At 35.5% G+C, this 19126-nt stretch carries 27 protein-coding genes and 1 pseudogene; 26 read left to right on the top strand and 2 right to left on the bottom strand.

The genetic code is table 11. The features are described 5' to 3' along the window. From AC3WTL_RS22735 to AC3WTL_RS22715, 5 genes are all read left to right on the top strand, one after another. Positions 1-438, top strand: coding sequence for an acyl-CoA thioesterase (locus AC3WTL_RS22735; RefSeq protein ID WP_009336725.1), 438 nt, complete (start codon positions 1-3; stop codon positions 436-438). Further along, entirely contained in the window at positions 438-968 is a 531-nt protein-coding gene (locus AC3WTL_RS22730; protein ID WP_009336724.1) for a hypothetical protein, read from the top strand. Before AC3WTL_RS22735 ends, AC3WTL_RS22730 begins: the two co-directional genes overlap by 1 nt. A 19-nt stretch (positions 969-987) precedes the next feature. Then, positions 988-1806, top strand: a complete 819-nt coding sequence (locus AC3WTL_RS22725; RefSeq protein WP_050807857.1) for a helix-turn-helix domain-containing protein — start codon at positions 988-990, stop codon at positions 1804-1806. 58 nt (positions 1807-1864) lie between these two features. Continuing rightward, positions 1865-2818 carry a DUF6073 family protein gene (locus tag AC3WTL_RS22720; protein ID WP_034298167.1) on the top strand — a complete coding sequence of 318 codons (954 nt, stop codon included), beginning with the start codon at positions 1865-1867 and terminating at the stop codon, positions 2816-2818. A 111-nt stretch (positions 2819-2929) separates the two neighbouring features. Then, positions 2930-3418 (top strand): SRPBCC family protein, encoded by a 489-nt coding sequence (locus AC3WTL_RS22715; protein WP_009336721.1) that lies wholly within the window; start codon positions 2930-2932, stop codon positions 3416-3418. 121 nt (positions 3419-3539) lie between these two features. Here AC3WTL_RS22715 and xerS read toward each other — a convergent pair whose 3' ends face one another. Further along, positions 3540-4661 (bottom strand): tyrosine recombinase XerS, encoded by a 1122-nt coding sequence (gene xerS, locus AC3WTL_RS22710; protein WP_445293110.1) that lies wholly within the window; start codon positions 4659-4661, stop codon positions 3540-3542. Between the two features lie 519 nt (positions 4662-5180). On the opposite strand from xerS, the gene AC3WTL_RS22705 reads away from it, so the two are divergent. The 19 genes and pseudogenes from AC3WTL_RS22705 (at position 5181) to AC3WTL_RS22615 (ending at position 17873) form a co-directional block, all read left to right on the top strand. After that, entirely contained in the window at positions 5181-6209 is a 1029-nt protein-coding gene (locus tag AC3WTL_RS22705) for an SMODS domain-containing nucleotidyltransferase (RefSeq protein ID WP_198286758.1), read from the top strand. Continuing rightward, positions 6206-6637 carry a type II CBASS E2 protein gene (locus AC3WTL_RS22700; protein WP_009336717.1) on the top strand — a complete coding sequence of 144 codons (432 nt, stop codon included), beginning with the start codon at positions 6206-6208 and terminating at the stop codon, positions 6635-6637. The genes AC3WTL_RS22705 and AC3WTL_RS22700 overlap by 4 nt, the downstream gene beginning before the upstream one ends. A 12-nt stretch (positions 6638-6649) precedes the next feature. After that, complete coding sequence (locus AC3WTL_RS22695) at positions 6650-7639, top strand: CBASS cGAMP-activated phospholipase (protein WP_009336715.1); 990 nt, start codon at positions 6650-6652, stop codon at positions 7637-7639. 254 nt (positions 7640-7893) lie between these two features. After that, the gene (locus AC3WTL_RS22690; protein ID WP_157380308.1) at positions 7894-8034 is read left to right on the top strand and encodes a hypothetical protein; all 141 of its coding nucleotides are present in this window, start codon (positions 7894-7896) and stop codon (positions 8032-8034) included. Between the two features lie 81 nt (positions 8035-8115). Continuing rightward, positions 8116-8295, top strand: coding sequence for a hypothetical protein (locus AC3WTL_RS22685; RefSeq protein ID WP_009336711.1), 180 nt, complete (start codon positions 8116-8118; stop codon positions 8293-8295). Between the two features lie 130 nt (positions 8296-8425). Beyond that, positions 8426-8776, top strand: coding sequence for a hypothetical protein (locus AC3WTL_RS22680; protein ID WP_034298165.1), 351 nt, complete (start codon positions 8426-8428; stop codon positions 8774-8776). A 41-nt stretch (positions 8777-8817) separates the two neighbouring features. Further along, positions 8818-9420, top strand: a complete 603-nt coding sequence (locus AC3WTL_RS22675; protein ID WP_034298169.1) for a histidine phosphatase family protein — start codon at positions 8818-8820, stop codon at positions 9418-9420. A gap of 369 nt (positions 9421-9789) precedes the next feature. Continuing rightward, on the top strand, positions 9790-10461 hold the full coding sequence (locus AC3WTL_RS22670) for an endonuclease/exonuclease/phosphatase family protein (protein ID WP_492370092.1): 672 nt from the start codon (positions 9790-9792) through the stop codon (positions 10459-10461). 248 nt (positions 10462-10709) lie between these two features. Beyond that, positions 10710-11060 carry a DUF6018 family natural product bioysynthesis protein gene (locus AC3WTL_RS22665; RefSeq protein ID WP_492370091.1) on the top strand — a complete coding sequence of 117 codons (351 nt, stop codon included), beginning with the start codon at positions 10710-10712 and terminating at the stop codon, positions 11058-11060. A 43-nt stretch (positions 11061-11103) separates the two neighbouring features. Next, positions 11104-11760: a RadC family protein gene (gene radC, locus AC3WTL_RS22660; RefSeq protein WP_019379598.1), complete on the top strand. Its 657-nt coding sequence runs from the start codon at positions 11104-11106 to the stop codon at positions 11758-11760. Further along, positions 11760-12173, top strand: coding sequence for a single-stranded DNA-binding protein (locus AC3WTL_RS22655; RefSeq protein WP_019379597.1), 414 nt, complete (start codon positions 11760-11762; stop codon positions 12171-12173). Before radC ends, AC3WTL_RS22655 begins: the two co-directional genes overlap by 1 nt. Before the next feature lie 76 nt (positions 12174-12249). Continuing rightward, a complete protein-coding gene (locus AC3WTL_RS22650) occupies positions 12250-12525 on the top strand; it encodes a hypothetical protein (RefSeq protein ID WP_009336504.1) in 276 nt (91 codons plus the stop codon). Between the two features lie 67 nt (positions 12526-12592). Further along, a complete protein-coding gene (locus AC3WTL_RS22645) occupies positions 12593-12922 on the top strand; it encodes a hypothetical protein (RefSeq protein WP_019379596.1) in 330 nt (109 codons plus the stop codon). Then, on the top strand, positions 12903-13199 hold the full coding sequence (locus AC3WTL_RS22640; protein WP_492370090.1) for a DUF6094 domain-containing protein: 297 nt from the start codon (positions 12903-12905) through the stop codon (positions 13197-13199). The genes AC3WTL_RS22645 and AC3WTL_RS22640 overlap by 20 nt, the downstream gene beginning before the upstream one ends. A gap of 682 nt (positions 13200-13881) precedes the next feature. Further along, complete coding sequence (locus AC3WTL_RS22635; RefSeq protein ID WP_492370089.1) at positions 13882-14868, top strand: HNH endonuclease signature motif containing protein; 987 nt, start codon at positions 13882-13884, stop codon at positions 14866-14868. A 99-nt stretch (positions 14869-14967) separates the two neighbouring features. Then, positions 14968-15762, top strand: a pseudogene (locus AC3WTL_RS22630) (DUF6094 domain-containing protein); the annotation flags it as partial. 69 nt (positions 15763-15831) lie between these two features. Beyond that, complete coding sequence (locus tag AC3WTL_RS22625) at positions 15832-16032, top strand: hypothetical protein (protein WP_251170973.1); 201 nt, start codon at positions 15832-15834, stop codon at positions 16030-16032. Positions 16033-16059: 27 nt separating this feature from the next. Next, on the top strand, positions 16060-16374 hold the full coding sequence (locus AC3WTL_RS22620; protein WP_492370088.1) for a hypothetical protein: 315 nt from the start codon (positions 16060-16062) through the stop codon (positions 16372-16374). 80 nt (positions 16375-16454) lie between these two features. Next, complete coding sequence (locus AC3WTL_RS22615; protein ID WP_492370087.1) at positions 16455-17873, top strand: DNA cytosine methyltransferase; 1419 nt, start codon at positions 16455-16457, stop codon at positions 17871-17873. Positions 17874-17984: 111 nt separating this feature from the next. Here the strand turns inward: AC3WTL_RS22615 and AC3WTL_RS22610 are convergent, their stop codons facing one another. After that, positions 17985-18194, bottom strand: a complete 210-nt coding sequence (locus AC3WTL_RS22610) for a hypothetical protein (protein WP_492370086.1) — start codon at positions 18192-18194, stop codon at positions 17985-17987. A 269-nt stretch (positions 18195-18463) separates the two neighbouring features. Between AC3WTL_RS22610 and AC3WTL_RS22605 the strand changes: the two genes are divergently transcribed. Together AC3WTL_RS22605 and AC3WTL_RS22600 are read left to right on the top strand one after the other, a co-directional pair. Beyond that, the gene (locus tag AC3WTL_RS22605; RefSeq protein ID WP_492370085.1) at positions 18464-18766 is read left to right on the top strand and encodes a hypothetical protein; all 303 of its coding nucleotides are present in this window, start codon (positions 18464-18466) and stop codon (positions 18764-18766) included. A 12-nt stretch (positions 18767-18778) separates the two neighbouring features. Then, positions 18779-19057, top strand: a complete 279-nt coding sequence (locus AC3WTL_RS22600) for a hypothetical protein (protein ID WP_492370084.1) — start codon at positions 18779-18781, stop codon at positions 19055-19057. Positions 19058-19126 lie beyond the last annotated feature (69 nt).

Below are 19126 nucleotides of genomic sequence, written 5' to 3'. Positions count from 1 at the left end.
ATGAACTCTTTCAATCTTGAACATATTGTTAGTTTTGAGGAAACGAACTTAGTTGGAAATGTGTATTATGCCAATTATGTTCGTTGGCAGGGCAAATGTCGGGAGATGTTTCTTAAAGAGTATTCTCCAGATGTTTTAAAGCGGCTGAGTGAAGGCTTGTATCTAGTCACTACCAAGGTTTCTTGTGAATATTTATCAGAACTATTTGCCTTTGATCGTGTACAGATTCGTATGTACTCAGGTGGTACATTTCACAATAAGGTAAAAATGAAATTTGAGTATTGGAAGATGGACGAGAATTCTAAACTTACGGAATTGGTCTGCAGGGGAGAACAAGAGATTGCGTGTTTGCAGAAACAGGATAATGGCACCTTAACGCCTATTGCGGTCCCTGACACTTTTTACAAGGCTTTAAAAAAATTCGAGGTGAAAAAATAATGAAAAATTTCATTGAAAAATGCAATACGGATTGGCATAAGCGATCTCTTTATCTCTATGCAATTATTGTTTTGGGACATTGGCTAGAACATATTTTTCAAGTCGTTCAAATACACTCCTTTCATATGGAGACTCATCACGCAAATGGATTTTTAGGAATGTATGCCCCTTGGTTAGTAAAATCTGAGTGGCTGCATACTGGGTATGCCTGGTTAATGATTATCGGTTTAATCATATTAAGAAAAGGATTTATGGGACTTTCAAAAAGTTGGTGGATTTTATCGCTAACCATACAAGCCTGGCATGTGGTTGAACATAGTTTACTATCGTTCCAAGCTATTACTGGCATTAGTTTCTTTGGATATGATAGTCCTACTAGTGTTCTGCAATTAATCATCCCAAGAGTAGAGTTACATTTATTCTATAACTCCATCGTGACTGTTCCGATGGTTATCGCGATGCTGACACATATGTTTCCTTCCAAGAAAGTACGAGCAAATATGAAATGTACTTGTGCCGTTAAATTTTAATAAAGAAGGATGATAAACCTTGAATTCCACTTCTATAACCAACCCAAAAACAGAAGCAATAACTCATAGTATTAGAAATATGAAAGAGAATTTCTATGATGATAGTTTAGACCTCACACGAATTGCAGAATCTGCTAATTTAAGTCCATGGCATTTTAATAGAGTGTTTAAACAAATGGTAGGTATCCCTCCAAAAAAGTATTTAATGGCTCTTAGATTAATTGAAAGTAAAAAGCTATTATTGGAGTCTGATTGGACCTCAACGGATATCTGTTTTGAAGTAGGCTATAACAGCTTAGGTACTTTCACTTCCAAATTCTCTAAAGAGGTAGCTGTTTCTCCTAATAACTTTAGAAAGAAAAAGGACAATAAGTCTTCTTCCTTCGAAGGTATTAGTTATGGGGAAGGTCGTTATGGAAGCGTTCAAGGTCAAATAATAGTTCCTGAGAATTTCTCAGGAACTATTTTCTTAGGTGCCTTCACTTCAGCACTTCCTTCAGGTATACCTTCTTCATGCTGTGTAATTAATACAGATTCAAATACAGAGTTCTTACTTCAAGATTTACCGATCGGGAATTACTATATATTTGCAGCTGGGTTTAATCATCAAGTTCTTGCTGATAGTGTTCTAGCTTCCCAAAACTTTTTAAGAGCTGGATACTTTAAATCCATACAGATAACTAAGAAGCAAAAAATATCTCTAGAGTACGGTTTGGAATTGCGTTCTGAACAGGAGACAGATCCTCCTCTACTTGCATCTTTACCACATATATATGAAAAAATTATTGAAATCATGAAAGATAGCAATTTTGAAGAAACAAAGGTTTTATCCAGTTGATAAACTTAAATTACCAAATCGCGATTGGTACAAAAATCTTTATTTGGAGGAATGAAAAATGAAATACACTCTTCACTTAACAATGACTCCTTTTGTTGGTCACACACTTAATTCTCAAGAAGCCACTCAGCTCATTACTTCGCTTGTAGAATTCACTAAAGATGTTGAAGTAGGGTATGTTAATGCCGGAAATAGAGCAGCAACACTTGTAATTGATACAGAGAATCCTCAAGATCTAATTAAAAAAGTTGTTCCTTGGTGTATTGTTACTGGAGAACATCCAAACGTTGAACCTGTAGTAGGATGGGATGATTTTGTACAGTCTCTTGCAGATATTTCTGGCGTGGATCTGCAGCAAATTAAAAGCAATAATGGTGCTCCAGATGGGTGCTGCTCTTCAGCGAAAAACATTTCAGAATTGAAGCCTTTCAGTATGCCAGTTGGTGGTGAAGATCTTCTGGAATTTATGGCATGGGATACAATCGAGGTTCCAGGTGTAGGAGAAGAAACCATTGAGCTGAAAGGAACTTATCAGATTGAAAGGCAGCATCCAACTTCTTCCGATTGGAATGAAGCAGAAATCGACATTAAAATGAAAAAATTAGATGTAAAAGGTGTTAGTGAAAGACTTGGTAGAGTTGAAGTTTCTACAAATAATGAATTTCAACAGTCGCAAGGAAGAGTCCAGAAGGGGACAGCCTTTACAGATATCCCAACAGGTGGCGCAAAATTGTGTGAAATGAATAACTTTGCAAAGTTTAATCTACCAGATTTGGGATTAACCGCGTTCAATAAAGAGCCTATCGAATTAAAGCATACAATTACTCATGTCCCTCCAGTTGGACAGGGAGGAGGCACAGGTAATGTCAGAATTCCATTGTTTAATGTGGAAGATCCGGATGGCGAACCGGTTGCTTATTTAAAAAAGGTAAAGACACACATTGGAGACTTCTGCAAAGGCCATTCCGAAGAAGAAAAAGAAGCAGGACATCAGCATAATCACCAACATTGATTATCGTAGTAAAATAGTACCTTTTGTAAAATTCTAAAAATTCTTTATAGCAACCTCCCTCCTGAAATGGTAAAATAAGTTAGTGTTTATCTACCATTAGGAGGGATTTTTTTGTCTACTACATCTCAAAATAAGGTTCTATCAAAAGATGTTGTAATTAATGCACCATTATCTTTGGTTTGGCATGCATGGACTATATCAGATCGTGTTTCTAAGTGGTTTGCCAGTGATGCAATCGTAGAACCTAAAGAAGGCGGAGCATTTGAACTTTACTTTGAACCAGGTAACACTACTGGTATGTGTACAAAAGGTTGTAAAATAGAGAAACTCATTCCTCAACAAGAATTAAACTTTCAATGGAAGGGTCCTGATCAATTCGATGAATTTATGAACCATGGTGAATTGACACTGGTACAAGTAAGCTTCAAAGAAGTTGATGAAAATACAACAGAAGTAAAAGTAAACCACACTGGTTGGAAAAATGGAGAAGAGTGGGATCAAGCATATAAATGGCATGAGATGGCCTGGTCCGGTGTATTAAGCAGTTTAAAATCTTCTCTTGAAAAAGGTGAAGGTGAGCTCTGCTGCCAACCAGAATAATTTAAAAAAAGAAAAAAAAGCCCCATAAATACATTTTGTATTTTATGAGGCTTTTTTCACACTAGTAGGAATATCTCCATCGTTTGACTAGTTTACATTATTTAATCCCCAAAATGGATATCTATTTGTTCTTTCTTCGCTTATCCAACAACTCTGAAGCTAACCTTTGTTTTTCCCTTGTTGTGTTTATATACAAAAGAGAAATATCAGATTGAGTGTGGCCTAACTGATTCATGATTAAAGGGATGTCACCGCCGGTTTGCTCCGCTAAATTAGTCGCATACGTATGTCTAAGTTTATGTGGGGACATACGCTTATCAAAAGACTTAGTGTATTTATAAACGATATCTTCAACTGCACGGTTTGTAAGCGGTTGTGGAGTACCCTTTAAGTTTTTCACAAAAATATATTCATTTTCACCGTCGCCAGCTTTATATTTTTCTTTTCTAACCTCTAAATATGCCTCGACATCTTCAAGAGAGGATGGAGTAATAGATACAGTATCTTTTTTCCCTCCTTTTCTAATAACGCTAATCTCTTTAGCACTAAAGTCTATATCCTTAATTCTCAAATTTGTAAGTTCATTTACACGAATTCCACTACCCAAAAATAGAGAAAGGATTGCGAAATCTCTTTCTTTGTCCCGCTTGAAATACCTCATTTGAGCAGGGGATAGGGAAGCTGCATACTCATTTTGAACATATTCTAGAAAATCTACATCCTTGTCCTCAATAAAAATCTTATCTGTAATTTTCTTTGCCCGTTCATTCAATGTCTCTGATACCTTCTTAATCGGAATCTTCTCCATCACATTTCTTTCAAAATATGGCTTTCCAGCAGAGACCTCAGCTTCAACTGTCAGGTATTTAAATAATGATCTAAGGGATGATTTATGCCGATTTACCGTCTTTGTGTCTATTTTCTTCGTCTCATTGTCCTTTTTAGAAACCTTGTACTTTTTCCTGGATATAAACTTAAAGTAGTTATTAGCATCGTCAAGCGAAAGGAACTCTAATGTACCAACGGATATATCCTTAATTGAATCGCATGTGTCGATTCCTTCAGCAATTAACCAGCCGAAAAACTCCTTAAAATCTCTAACATAATTAAAAAGGGTTAGAGGGGAGCGAATGTCTAATTTGTCATCAACATATTTTTCGACGAACTCTGGCATTTCTTTTAAAAGGACTTCTAAGCGCTTTTCATAATACTCATGTTGTTTTGTTATTGCCAAGAGGGACACCTCACTTAAAAATAATAGAGGAGGTTCCCACCTCCGGTGTACGAACGAATATACGTATGACGCAAAAAACACTTTCAAAAATTTTGTTAAGAAGGTGTTCAAACCCATGTTATATAAGGGTTTGGCATTTTTTTAATTATATCATATTTAACCTTAAGAAGGATTAACGCATTTTTATGTAATCCAACCCCCTAAAGAAATACCATCAAGCATTTACCGTATTCTTTTCTTTCAAGTATTTTTACCTTTTATTGGCGGTGGAATTGGTGGTATTGTAACCGTTCTTTGGTTTACTTTAAAGACAAAATGAGATAAATAATAGAGATAGAAGACCGGTCGGTATGCATTAAAACGAGATCATGTGCTCTCGTTTTTTATTTAGAAAAAAGATTGTCCCGACTAAAAACATACTATATATACGTATAAGAACAAATATTCTGTACTATATATTGATATATTAGAAATGTCATAGTATAATATCCTTAATGAAGTACATATTTTGGAAAAGGAGAAGATTTTTTGAAGTTGAATGATCATTTTAAGCAATTTGTGGCTAACATTTCACTGAACCCAACTCGTATTGAAAAGATTGAAAGTGCTGTACGTAATTGGGAGAAAAAATTCAAGGATGACGATGAGATTAAAGATATCTTCGTTGATTATTACACCCAAGGGTCTTACAGCACAGACACTGGCGTCAGACCAAAATCAGGCGAAGAATTTGATGTGGATGTCGTTTTAGTTATGGATATTGACGAAGAAGCTGACCCAAAAGACATTTTGCATCATATTAAAGTTCGGATTAAAAGCCACAAAGAATTTGAAGACCGCGTAAAAGTAAAAGACCGATGTGTAAGAATAGAGTACGCTAAGGAATTCCACGTAGATGTTGTGCCAGCATTTGAATTTGATTCCTGCATCAAGATTCCCTCGAAAAAAGAAAAAGAGTGGACCAAAACCAACCCATCAGGATTTAAAGATTGGTGTAACGATATAAATAAAGAGTCAGATCACTACTTCTCACAGGTTGTGAAGATATTAAAACATTGGCGGGATGACAATGTTGGAAAAGATACAGCTCCAAAGTCCATTCTTCTGACCACGCTCGCTGGAAATGCTTTTACAAAAAAACCTTCCATTGCTGAAACACTTGTAGAAACTCTGGATATTATGATTCAGGATATCGATGACCTTCTGTTTTGGCTGTCAGAAGATGATGACGTTCCATTTGTGAGAAACCCTTCCTTACAGGATGAAAACCTGGCAAGAAACTGGACAAAGCTTAAAGCTCAGCGCTATTTAAATAAACTTAAAAGCCTAAAAGAAAGCTGCAAGGAAGCATTAGATGAATCGGATAAAGATAAATCAATTGAAAAATGGCAAGATATCTTTGGGAAGAACTATTTTCCTTCAGAACTGGGTGAAGCAAAAGCTATGGCAAACACCATCCAAAAAGGCTCTGCTTTCGTCAGCTCTACAGGTGTACTAAATAAAGACAGTGGCATACCGATAAAAGACCATAGATTTTATGGAACAGACACAAAATGACGAGACTGCCGCCAAAGCCACCAAAAAACCCTAAGTCCTTGAATCTAGGGATGCAGGATTTTCACATCAAACGCAAATTTCCAGATTTTCAGTTAATAAAAGATGGAAAAGCGATTTATTGGATTGGCTATTTGCAGCCAACACAGGATTCAAAACGTTACACCGTAAAAATTGAGTATCATCCTTATCAGTCAAAAGTATTTATTCTAGAACCTGAGATCATCTCCTTTGCCCCACATCGTTATTCAGATAAATCTTTATGCTTGTACCATCCCAACGATAAGAATTTTGACGGGGAAACATTAATCGCTGACACACTCATTCCCTGGACAAGCGAGTGGCTGTATTTTTATGAAGCGTGGATAAAAGACGGGGTTTGGTGGGGAAAAGAAGCTCCCCACAGCCCTACACCAAATTTTTCAGAATAGGAGAAGATATATTTGGATTGGACACAGCACAAAAACGGTAATATACCGACAAAGCACGAAAATGAACTTAGGATCCTTTCAATTGATGGCGGCGGAATGAAGGGGGTTCTCCCAGTGGTATATTTAAGGCGCATTGAACAGCAATTAGGAGAGCCCATTTATAAATATTTTGATTTAATTACAGGCACATCAACAGGCGGCATAATCGCATTAGGACTTACTGCTGGGTTAAGCGCATCAGAGATTTCTGATTTATACATCAAAGAAGGTAAGCGGATTTTTTTCAAAAATAAATTTTCCAATAGCTTTTTATCTGCGAAATACACCAATAAGCAGCTATTGTCGCTTTTGAAAGAGACATTTGGAGATATAAAAATCGAAGATGCTCTTACTATGCTTTGTATTCCTTCCATTGAACATCATAAAGCTGAGCCTAAGGTTTATAAAACTCCTCATCATCGGGACTATATTTTGGATGGAAAAAGGTATATGTGGGAAGTGGCACTGGCGACTTCTGCAGCACCGACATTTTTTCCTGCAGCTGAAATAGGTGAAGGAGAATGCAAAATTGATGGAGGGCTTTGGGCAAACAATCCATCTCTTGTCGGGATAACAGAAGGACAAAAGCTCGGATTTCCATTGAATCAAATCAAGGTATTTTCTTTAGGGACTGGAGATTCCATTTATAATGTTAATAATGAAATCGCCAAAAAAAGCGGCTTTCTATCATGGAAGACAAATATCATTGAACTAGCTTTTCAAGTCCAATCAAAATCAGCGACATACATCTCAAATTATTTAATAGGAGGTAACTTGTGCAGAATTTCTCCTACTCTCGGCAGACCACTTAAATTAGATTCTACAAAAAGTGAAGACATTGATTTTATGATCAATGAAGCAAATCAGCTTTATGAGAAAACATTTATTAAAGAGGATGTCAGAGGTAAATTCTTTGAGGCAAATTCATTTTCTGATACGATCTTGGCTAAGAAAAGCGTATAAAACAAGACTGATTGACTTTATTTGATTTCATACTAGAACTAAACAGTATCGAAAGTATCGATGCTGTTTTTTTATTTAGGCTTTGAGAAAAAAACGTTGTCCATTCTTGATACTTAAGGAAGTGAAAAAAGGTTGCATAGAATAGTCTTATTTACTGTTCAATTAAATGGGCTGGGACTAGGTTATTTAAAGAAAATAGGCATTCGCAAAGCTTGTAAATTATAATTTTTTTGGCAATAAAAAAGGAGGATTTTATGGTTTGGGAAGAAGAAGAGTTTATATTTAATAACTATGAAAGAAACAATGAATATAAAGCATTTGCACCTAAAGGGAAGTCATATCTTGGAAGTACCAAGGGATCTAGAGGATCAACTCTTTTTCAAAATCCCCATTGAGAAACTCAATGCTTATTACCTTTACACAAAAGAAAAATACAGAGGTCCTGCTGAAGATATAGAGGATGACGAAATTAAGTTATGGAAATTGAAATTTATAATGAACTTAAAGGAATACCAAGAGAAACATTTGAATATTACAAAATTCAAAATGAAAGAGGTAACAGATTTGGTTTGTTCCCTTTCATTCCACATTTATTTAGTATTGGTGACGTTGAGATAAAAAATGTAGAAACAATAACTTGGAACCAACTTGAATAAGTCAAAGAGTGGAGTTGTCATTTTAGGCAGCTTTTCTTTTTGTGCAGAATGGGTAGTTTAGTTAAATAATAGAAACTAATTAATATGGTATAATTTAGATGGATTTTACTGGAAAGTAAGGAGTGTTTCTATGGGTGAAGTATTTTCAATATATAGAAAAGCTATGAAGAAGGATTTATTTTTGCTTATAGCAATTTTTGTTGTTAGTCTCCTTACTGTGTTTGTATGGTTAGGTTTTCCTCTTTTTTTCTTTGTTAATACTCTCCCTTTAGCTACACCTATTTTATTTCCGTTCTTTTCTGCATTGTTATTTTCGTTGGGACTAGTTTATACAAATATAAATGCGGCAAAAGAGGTACATCAAGTTAAAAGTCATCGAAGTGTTTTCCAGTGGACAATTTATTTTCAGCTATGGATTGTTGGAATTGCTTTTTTTCTTATTTTTGTAGGCTATAATATTTTATTTTATATGTATACATAACTCCAACTTATTAAAATAACAGGGGAGAGTAGGTGATTATGATTACCGAGATATGCTTGGTAAGACACGGTGAAACGGATTGGAACTCATTTGGTAAACTTCAAGGAAGAACTGATATACCTTTAAATAGTAATGGAATTAATCAAGCGCGGGAATGCGGAAAATTTTTAGCTTCAGCTAATTGGGATTTAATAGTTACAAGTCCCTTGCAGAGAGCGAAACAATCAGCAGAAATAATCAGCAGTTTAATTAATATACCGATCTATGAAATGGCTGATTTTTTAGAGAGAGACTATGGTGATGCAGAAGGAATGACTGTAAAAGAAAGAACTGTTGCATTTCCAGATAAAAACTACCCAAACCAAGAGAACAGAAATTCCTTAAATAAACGGGTTATGATTGGATTAGAGAAAATCATTCAAAGTTACAAATGTAGAAGAGTTATACTCGTAGCTCACGGAGCTGTAATTAATGCTATATTGGCGCAGTTATCAAATGGGAAAGTTGGCTCCGGTAAAACAAAGTTAAAAAATGCGTGTATAAGTAATATTAACTTTTCGCAAGACACCTGGAATATTAGGGATTTTAATCAAGTTACTCACCTCTCACAATACAGTGAGAAAGGAATGATTTCGGAATATTAACGTAATTTTGTTTGAGGGAAGTGGTAGTCTGTGCAATAAAAAAAGTTAATTGAGAATAATTAGGATTAGATTGTGAAGGTTTGCACTTAAACTATAGGGTGCGTTAGTTGTACAAGAATGAAACAACTTTAATATTTTTTTAAACAACAATATTCTATTAAATCACTTCAATTTTAACAACTCTTAGAGCCTTATTACATATCAAATGTAGTGAGGCTTTTGTTTATTAAAGCGAAAGTAAAAACTTTATTATCGTTCTACATTTGCTCTTGGGTACTTAAAGGAAATTAAGTGTTCTTATCGAAAGTAAGTAACCAGGATTCCCAAAATATAAGTACTTAAATACTATTATTATATAGGAGTATCAGAATGAAACTAATTGTTTGGAATGCTGCAATGCGTTTTAGAGATAAATTGGAACACTTAAAATCATATCATGCAGATATTTTAATTGTTCCAGAATCCGAATCTCCGGAAAAATGGGGACAAACTAAACTTCAGGACGTTAATCAATTCCTTTGGTTTGGTGAGAAAGTTAATAAAGGGATTGGTATATTTACATTAAATGCACATTATAGAATTGAACTTCATCCTTTATATAACAAGGACTTCCGCTATATTATTCCGTTGTTGGTAACTGGAAAACGGAATTTTATTCTCTTTGCGGTATGGTCACAAAATACAAAAACAAAATTTGAAAGTTACATTGGTCAAATATATTTAGCCCTAAAATATTATGACACTTTGTTGAAGGAACCCTGTGTTATTGCTGGGGATTGGAACAGCAATAAGAACTTTGATCATATCAGGAGGGTTGGTACGCACACGGATGTTGTCAATCTATTGAAAAGTAAGGGTATAACTAGTACATACCATCATTTTTATAACGAAGAGCATGGTGATGAGTCACAGCCTACCCACTATTTTCGAAAAGAATATGCAAGACCATTTCATATCGACTATATTTTTACTTCTATAGATATACTATCATCGCTAAATAAAATGGAAGTAGGGAAACACGATTTCAACGGTATCGAATAGCCAAAAGAATCATATGGGCTATATAATTAAATATTGCCTATAAATCCAAATAATAGTAAAATAAATTTGTAACATTTTATTATTTTATTATTTTTAGCAACCAATCTTTGGTTAGCGGGCTATGTTTATTAAACGTATGCGTTCTTTGGAACGATTCTTTTACACATTTTTCTGTGTTTATTAGAGTCATTCTGGAGGACGCTTTTTTGCGTTTTAATAAAAAATATACCAGAAAGGTGGAAAAGAAAATGGCTGTTACAATGTCACAGTTATTAGGAAAACCAGGAGATGTTATTGAGGATTGTAGAAAGGAAATCAGGCTTTTACCCTCAAATGACAGGTATCGCATTTCTGCAGAGATAGTTCTTAGAAATGGAGAGCGTCACTATTTTCGAGCAAAGTCTATTGATAGGAAGTCTGCTACACAAGAGGTACTCTTGTTTATTGCAGCTGTCGAGAATGCAACTGGGGAAACAGTAATGTGGAGATTAAAGGGAGCGAAAACTTATCATATGAGCACTAATTATGAGGTAAGCCCTTCTTTTATTCAGCGCACCAAAAAAGCCATTCTAGGGTACTTCTTCGACATCGAAGAGTAAGAGCAATTAGTTTAAGAAAGCATTTAAGAGACTTTAAGAAAGGTTGTTGGAAACATTGAAAAATCATTTTGCAATTGCGAAAGAGGAGCTAGGCTTTTATGGTTTTGAAAATACTTCTCTACAAAATTTGTTAGCAGTATTAATTGGACCAAAAGCAAATCCAGTTGTAACCGGCCAGTTGTCTTCATTAGGAGTAAAAAGGCTCTCTTCCTTATCTAAAGAAGAGTTACTCCAATATGAAGGTATTGGCGAAACAACTGCGGATCGAATTATTGCCTGTATTGGACTTGCTGGTCTACTCAACAAATTTAAGTTTGAGGAATGCTATATTGTCAGAAGTCCAGAAGACGCTGCTAAATATATGGCTGATATGTCTACACTAGATCAAGAACATTTTGAGGTGCTTTTTCTTAACTCAAAAAATGTGGTTATTGGGCGTAAGACAATATTTAAAGGCTCTTTAAATGCAAGTATCGTACACCCTAGAGAAATCTTTCGTGAGGCAGTAAAACTCAGCGCAGCATCAATAATAGCTGGTCATAACCATCCCAGCGGAGACCCGTATCCTTCAAGGGAAGATATCGAAGTCACCAAAAGATTATCTGAGGCAGGGAAGCTAGTGGGGATCGATTTATTAGATCACATTATTATTGGTCATCACGGTAATTTTACTTCATTAAAAGAAAAGGGGTATTGTTAATGAATAGCCTTAACCTAGTGGGGCGACTTACAAAAAAGCCTATTATTAAAGGTGATGAACAGAAAGTTTGCCTATTCACATTAGCTGTTAATCGTAATTATACAAACCAAAACGGTGAACGTGAAGCTGATTTTATTCAGATAAAAACGTTTAAAAAGACTGCTAACAATTGTTATAAATACCTGGACAAGGGTAGTTTAGTTAGTGTTACTGCTTCTATTCGTACTGGATCTTATATGAAAGACAATAAGAAGATTTATACTATGGAAGTTGTAGCAGAAGATGTACGTTTTCTCGATACAAAGAAAAGTATCAATGAAAATAGTAATGGAGATCATCATCAATATAACCAATCCCATGATGACGACCCGTTCCCTGGTAGCGTTGAAACCCATGAGGAATGGCCATTTTAAGATTGGAGAGAATAAAGCGTTCGTTCCTTTGTGAATGAGCGCTTTTCCTTTTTAAGAAAGAATTTGGAGGCATAGAATGAAAAAATATCGTGTACTAGATGAGTCTAATATATTTTCTGCTAGTGCTGAGGAGATACGAGAATACCTAGAAGTAAGTTTTGGAGAAAAGTTTGGATTTCTTCCTATGTTTCAGGAATCGGAAGATGAAGGTTATTTAGAAATTTACCTCCATACTGATACTTATGAAATTTTGGAGGATCAGGAGCTTACTAAACTCGAAGAAATGGATATCACGGAGTCTGACTCCTTAAAAGCCATTTGTTCAATCTTAGGGCTTCGGATTGAAAATTAATAGATCTCCAAAATGAAGAAAGGGTTTTGTGTTTCCCTTTCTTTTTAATTATGAAGGAGGAATTCTTTTGAATCTGCCAGATTGTTATCTCGATTCAGCAGTGACCGAACCGTTTTTTAAAAAGGCCAAGGAGTACATTCCCTTTTTAGCTTACTTCGCGATTCAAAGTGCGTTTGCAGAGAAAGATAAGATGTTCAAAGTGGTTGCTTTGACCCACCTACGGAATCATTACAAAAAAGGTGAGGTATCAAGGGACCAACTCAATGAGCTTATAGAATACTTAGATACTTTTCGCGATCCTTATCAGGACTTTTACGAAAAGGCTGGATTTCGGACTTGGACAGATACTAAGAATAATATTCTAGGAGGATTATTAAATGAGTCATGTAGGAAATAAAATTAGGGCTGGCTTCTTTGCCACTCCTGAACGACAAGGTGAGTATTTCCCTCAGTTATTAGAAGTTGAAGGGAGCGGAGTGTGGCTAGATCCCACATGCGGTGAAGGTGAAATCCTTAAACAACTATCAGCTGCCTTTCAGAAAGAGGATTGTAGGATTACTACATACGGTGTGGAGTTGGATAAGGGAAGAGCGGATAAAGCAAAATCTGTATTAGACCATACAATTAATGCACCTATTGAATCTATGGTCATTGTGCGAGGCGTTCTTCTATAACTAGAGAAAAAATCTAGGAAAAGAAGGGGCTATTCGTAATAGGAATAGTTACAACTGAATTAATGATAAAGAGGAATGAAAGCCTTCATGTTGAGCTGAAACTCTTTCCCTAAGACTCCTGCAAGCATCTACTAATAGTGAATCAGAGATGTTTGAAGCCAGGCGAAGTCGGCTGAAGTCAACCTAAGTTCTTCGAATATGGATGATGATAAGTCGGGGGGCTACAAAATAAATATGGTGAGAATGTTCCAAAAAGAACTGACGAACTGGCGAATGAACGGGTCTATATGATAGGAATGCGAAAGTATTCTGCTCGCAACAGCGAGGTGAGTGTCGGCTAGTAAGCAGATGACTATGAAAACCGATATATCCAACTATGAGGATATTAAGCTCACAGGCTCAGAGTCAGCACCTAAGTTTATATGTATAGCTAATTAATTCGGAACGTCGTAAGCGACAAACTTCTATATAACAGTCACTACTGGGAAGGTTGCTATAAGATACCTTGTATCGAAATGCATTCGTTGTCGTGAAAGGAGGGCCACAGTACCTATGAAACTATGGAAACATAGTGGAGGGATAGGCCTAAGTCTAGGATAGAACTAAAAACTGGTTTAATAGATGAACTGCATCGGTCGAGTATGAATGTGGGGACAACTCAAAGAAAGGTGGAGTTGCCACAGTGCAGACGAGATTGCGACAGTGGGAGTATTACGGACTAACACCGACCTTTTCTGAGTTATATGAGAAAAGTAAGAACGGTGAAAAGTTTAATAAACTTTACGAGATAATTACCAGTCGAGACAACATCCTTTTAGCATATAGAACTATCAAGTCAAATTCAGGGTCTAAAACTCCAGGAACTGACGGAATTACTAGCAGTTACTTTTCAAAAAGTAATATAAAGAGTGAAAAGAAGGAGCAAATTTTGAGACGTGCCAGAAAGCATATCTTGAATATTCGCAAAAACCCTTCCCGAGAAAACCTTATGAATTGGAACAGCTTCATTTTAGGAATCCATAACTACTTTAAATATGCGACTCATGTTAGTAACGACTTTACCGACCTGTCCCACAGATTATCCCGACTGATATACAATAGGTTCTCAAAAGTTGGAAAGCGGGTTTATACAAGTAATGCACCACCAACATACAAAAAATTCTATGGCTGGTCCAGATACAGAGCATGGGTAATAAACGGTATCTACCTTTATCCTATGCAAGCTATTAAGACCAAAACAAACCTGAATTTCTCACAGGAACTAACACCATTCACGGAAAAAGGGAGATTGCTAATTTCTAAGAAATTGAAACCCGAAATCATGGGTGAAATTCTTAAATTGATGAAATCCCATATCCCTGAGGGTACCGCAGAATACCTAGACAACCGTCTATCACGTTATTCAATGCAAATGGGTTGTTGTGATATTACAGGAGAATTTTTGTATGCGGATGATGTTCATTGTCACCATCTTACCCCTAGAAAAGAAGGAGGTAATGATTCCTTAGACAATCTGAGGATCATCCATAAAAACGTGCATAGACTGATTCACGCTTCTGACGAAGACACTATTGGGCGATACCTTATGTTACTAAATCTGAAGGCAAGGCAAATTCAGAAAGTTAACCAATATCGCAAGGCTTGTAATCTAAAACCAATTAGATTCTAAACTAGGTGGAACGCCGTATGAGGTGAAAATCTCACGTACGGTGTGGAGCGGGGGAAAAGGTGGAGATAGGATCAAAACCTTACCTATCGCTATCAAAATGAAGCTGTATCATTTTTATACTTAAATCCCCCATACGATTTCACAATGAAAGGGATAGATGATGAATCAGCTGACAGAAAAGAGTGGACTGAGCTTTACAGAAACACCAAATATCTTAAGGAACAAGGTCTCATAATGTATGTGATTCCTTCTTATCGTTATTCCGATAAGCGGATCGCTAGGTTTTTGGCCACACATTTTTATAATGTAGGCATGATGAGATTTTCGGATGATGATTATGATGATTTCCGTCAATGTATATTTATCGGTAATAAAAAGACAGGTAAGCATAAGGAATTTAATCAAAAGCTGTTTGACTTCCTTATTCAAATGGAATCTGATGAATTTGTGATGGAAAATGTTACACCGGTAGACCGCTTCGTTGCTGCCAATAAAAAGTGGAGTGTTCCTGCAGGAGTAGAAAAATTAAGGACATTCTATACCAAGTTAGCAAATAAATCAGATTTTGTTGAAGGGATTCGAAACAGTAAAGGGTTTCAGGCCTTTAAAAACCGTTCTAAACCACGCCAGCTAGAGATTGGCGGTAACCCTATTCTACCCTTAAATGTTGGCCAACTGGCTCTCCTACTAGCCTCTGGAGCCGTTAATGGAGAAATTGGAGAGGGAGATAATTATCACCTTGTACAGGGGCTAGAGCTTGTGAAAAAAATTCCGAATGAGGAAAAGAAAGTGCACGATAATGGCAGTGTAACGACGATTACAAAAATTCGTACGCGACGTGAAGTCAGCGTTAAGGTAATCACGCCTCAGGGGAAAATTTTGAAGCTCGTTTAGAGACACTGAACCAAAAACCTTCTGAAAGACTGAACCTAAAGATCAACCTTTTTTTTGGGAGGAAAGAATATGGATACCCATAACGAAATAGTATTCATGGAAGAGCAAATGAAGAAGCTCGTAGCAAAGGATGCACTACTAAAATTAGTGTATAAAGATATGACAATCAATAGGAATCATTCATGTGAAGATGCATTAAAAATCATATTTAATGGCTATGTACTTGATGATCCGATCATGGAGGAAGAATATCGTAAAGCCTCCAAGTAAGTAATCTTTAAATTAGGGGGAAAAATTATGTTAAAAAATAGTGCTAACCAATTACCTTCTAACACAGGAAAAGTTGTAAAAGAATTAATAGATATTTACTGGTCAGATATCTATAACTCTCAAGTGATTGAGGAAACTATTGAGGCCGCTGCCAACTTACCTATACCCCAAACCAAACAGAAATTTATAAACTCTATGGATAGTATAGTTAAGTCAGAAATTAAGGTATCTCCTTTGTACGTTATTGAACCATATGGAGATGCATTGGAAAAATTAAACCCTGGTTATTATTCTGAAAAACGTAGAGTTTTTTATCAAGAGGATATGGACTCTATCATCTAAATACAGGAATAAAGGCAAGGTTCTTTTGTTGGAACCTTGCTTTTTTATTACAGGGATAATTTAAACTGGAGGGATAACAAATGAATTTAAAGTTAAAGAAAGTATATACCGTATCAAAAAAAGGGAAGCCAGAGAAACCTCGACTTTTCCTTCAACATCTTGTATGTGAAGCTGCCGGTTTTAAGGTGAAAGGTGAAGTGTATATTAAAATAAATGAGTTAACTGAAGAGGTAGTATTGCAAAATTTTCCGTTTGAAGATGGAGAAGATGTTCATACTGTTCATGTGGCTTGTAGAAAGAGCAAGATAAGCGGAAAAGAACGGCCTCTAGTTGATACTGCCGGAGATAAATATTGTTCTTTTCTTGATATTAATCAAAAAATAGAAGTTAATGTTTATAAACAAGGCAATAAAGGACAGGTAATTATACGTCCCCTTGAATATAAGTTATTTGAAAACAGCACAATACCAACTCCGAGAAACGAGCGGATCAAATTATTATCTATATGTGCTGGAGCAGGTGTGGGAACTAGCGTTTTGGAAGATACAGGTTACTTTACCCCTGTTCAAGAAATAGAATTAGAGGATGATTCGGCTGAAGTATTACTTCATAATTTTCCTAATTCGACGGTTTTCTGTGGTGATCTTCGTGATTGTCAAGATATAGCAGAAGTTGATATGGCATTCATTACAGCGCCATGCAGCGAACATAGTAGTTTAGGCTTCCAAGAGGGTAATGTAATGAATGATTTAGTCCTTGCAACTGCAAAGATCATTCAATCCTCAAAAGCTGAAGTTTTATTCTTTGAAAATGTTCCTCAATACTATAAAAGTAATGCCTGGGAATCGCTAAAAAACCTATTAAAGGATGATTATCCATTCTGGGGTCAAAAAGAACTGGAAGCATGGGATTTTGGATCCCTTGCCACAAGGAAAAGGACGTATGCTGTAGCATTTAAAGATGAAAAGAGATTCCTGTCATTTGACTTCCCAGCTGCTCCTAAACTCAGAAGGAAAAAATTAAAAGATTTTCTTGACCGCTCAAGTGTGCAGCATGAATGGAAGAGTGTAAGAAAATTTATGGATTCTTTTAACAGTCGTGAAGCCTGGAAGGATAGAAGCTTGGATCTAACTTTTGTTGATAAGGATGCAGAAAGGATACAATGCATTCCGAAACGGTATACAAGTCAGTGTGCTTCAAATAGTCATGTTTTAAGTGACAATGGTGAGAATTTCCGATTTTTTTCAATTGATGAAATAAAGAGAATAATGGGGATTCCGGAGCGTTTTAGTTTCACGGAAAATATACAAAAAATAAGAAAGTATGAAATGCTTGGTCAAAGTATTGATGGAAGGGTTATTAAAGCTATAGCAAATCGGTTAGCATATACTTTTATGAAGGTTAAAACTAAAGCAGCAACTGCTACTGAAACATTAAAGAAGCATGTTCAGAGCTACAGTGTTAGTAATTGTGGTCAGCTTGAACTTTTGCTCTCCTAATTTATTAGGAGAGCAAATTTAAATTCAGAATTATCAGCAGAAGTTATTACAATTATTTTTTATATACAAATGGGTAGCTGAATCCACCTACAAAAATACCCTTTGTACCTACTATGCTTGTTTGTCCTCGTTGATAACAATACTATGAGATATATTAAGTTTGTCCCAAACCCATGCATGAAATATATCATCTATTACCTTTTTTAATGCTTTATCATCCATATCCTCTTCTATACCTAATTTTTCAAAAGTGAAGGTCTCTTTCGCTTCAATATCTTCATATTCTGTACTACTAAATGCAAAAGTTACTGTTTTACTCATTTATTTAACCCCCTAATAATGCCTTATATTTTCCTAAATCATATCACGTCTTTTAATAATTCATCTTTGGGACATTTACTTCCTTCTTCTATTTATTATTCGGGTTAATTTGCCTACGTTATGGAATCCCTACTGATAGTCGTCAAAAAAAACGAACTATCGGATTTGAAAATACAAAAAATCCATATTATAAAAAAATATGTATATTTTACCAATGTAAAAATGTTACAATTTATCTTGTTAATAAATTTATTAAGGGAGATGTTTCTATGAAAAAATTAATTTCGTTTATTGTTGTCTTAACTATTGCTTTTTCATTGGCAACACCACTAAATAATGTCTATGCCCAATCTTCAGAAAGTAAAGGTAATTCAATAGACATTACAGTTGATGAGTCTCTATTAAATGGTACTGAACCCTTTTCGATTGTTGAAGAAATTGATAACAATAAAAAAGAAGATAATGTTATTACTCCATATGGGACCACCGAATTCTATGTAACTCTAAAAAAACTGTCTGGAGGCTCACTTTTAGCTCAATGGAATTATGGTGATACGGATACTATTACATAGGTATATTTGACTATGAAACTTAATTATAGAACGAGTTGGCTTGATTTAACCTGGGACCAATATGCTTCTCATCTATTCAGTTACTCTGGCGGATTAGGTAAAACAGAAGAAAATGAGCGTACATGGGTACCAAATAAAGCTGGCCAGTATCGTGCATGTGTTTCTGGAACTATAACTACAACAGGTGGCGCTAGAACCGTGTATGGATGTTCCGGTACTATAACACATGATGGGAAAATAATTATTGCTTCTAAACCAAAAGAAAAAAGTAAATTAGAAAATAGTAAGTAAAATACATAAGACAATTTTTCACTAATACTAGAATGTTAGAGTATGTTTTGACTAATTTCCCAAAACATA

The organism is Cytobacillus sp. EB106-05-05-XG126 (assembly GCF_058791715.1).
The sequence above is the reverse complement of the archived record's forward strand: the minus strand, read 5'-3'. Positions and strand labels throughout refer to the sequence as shown.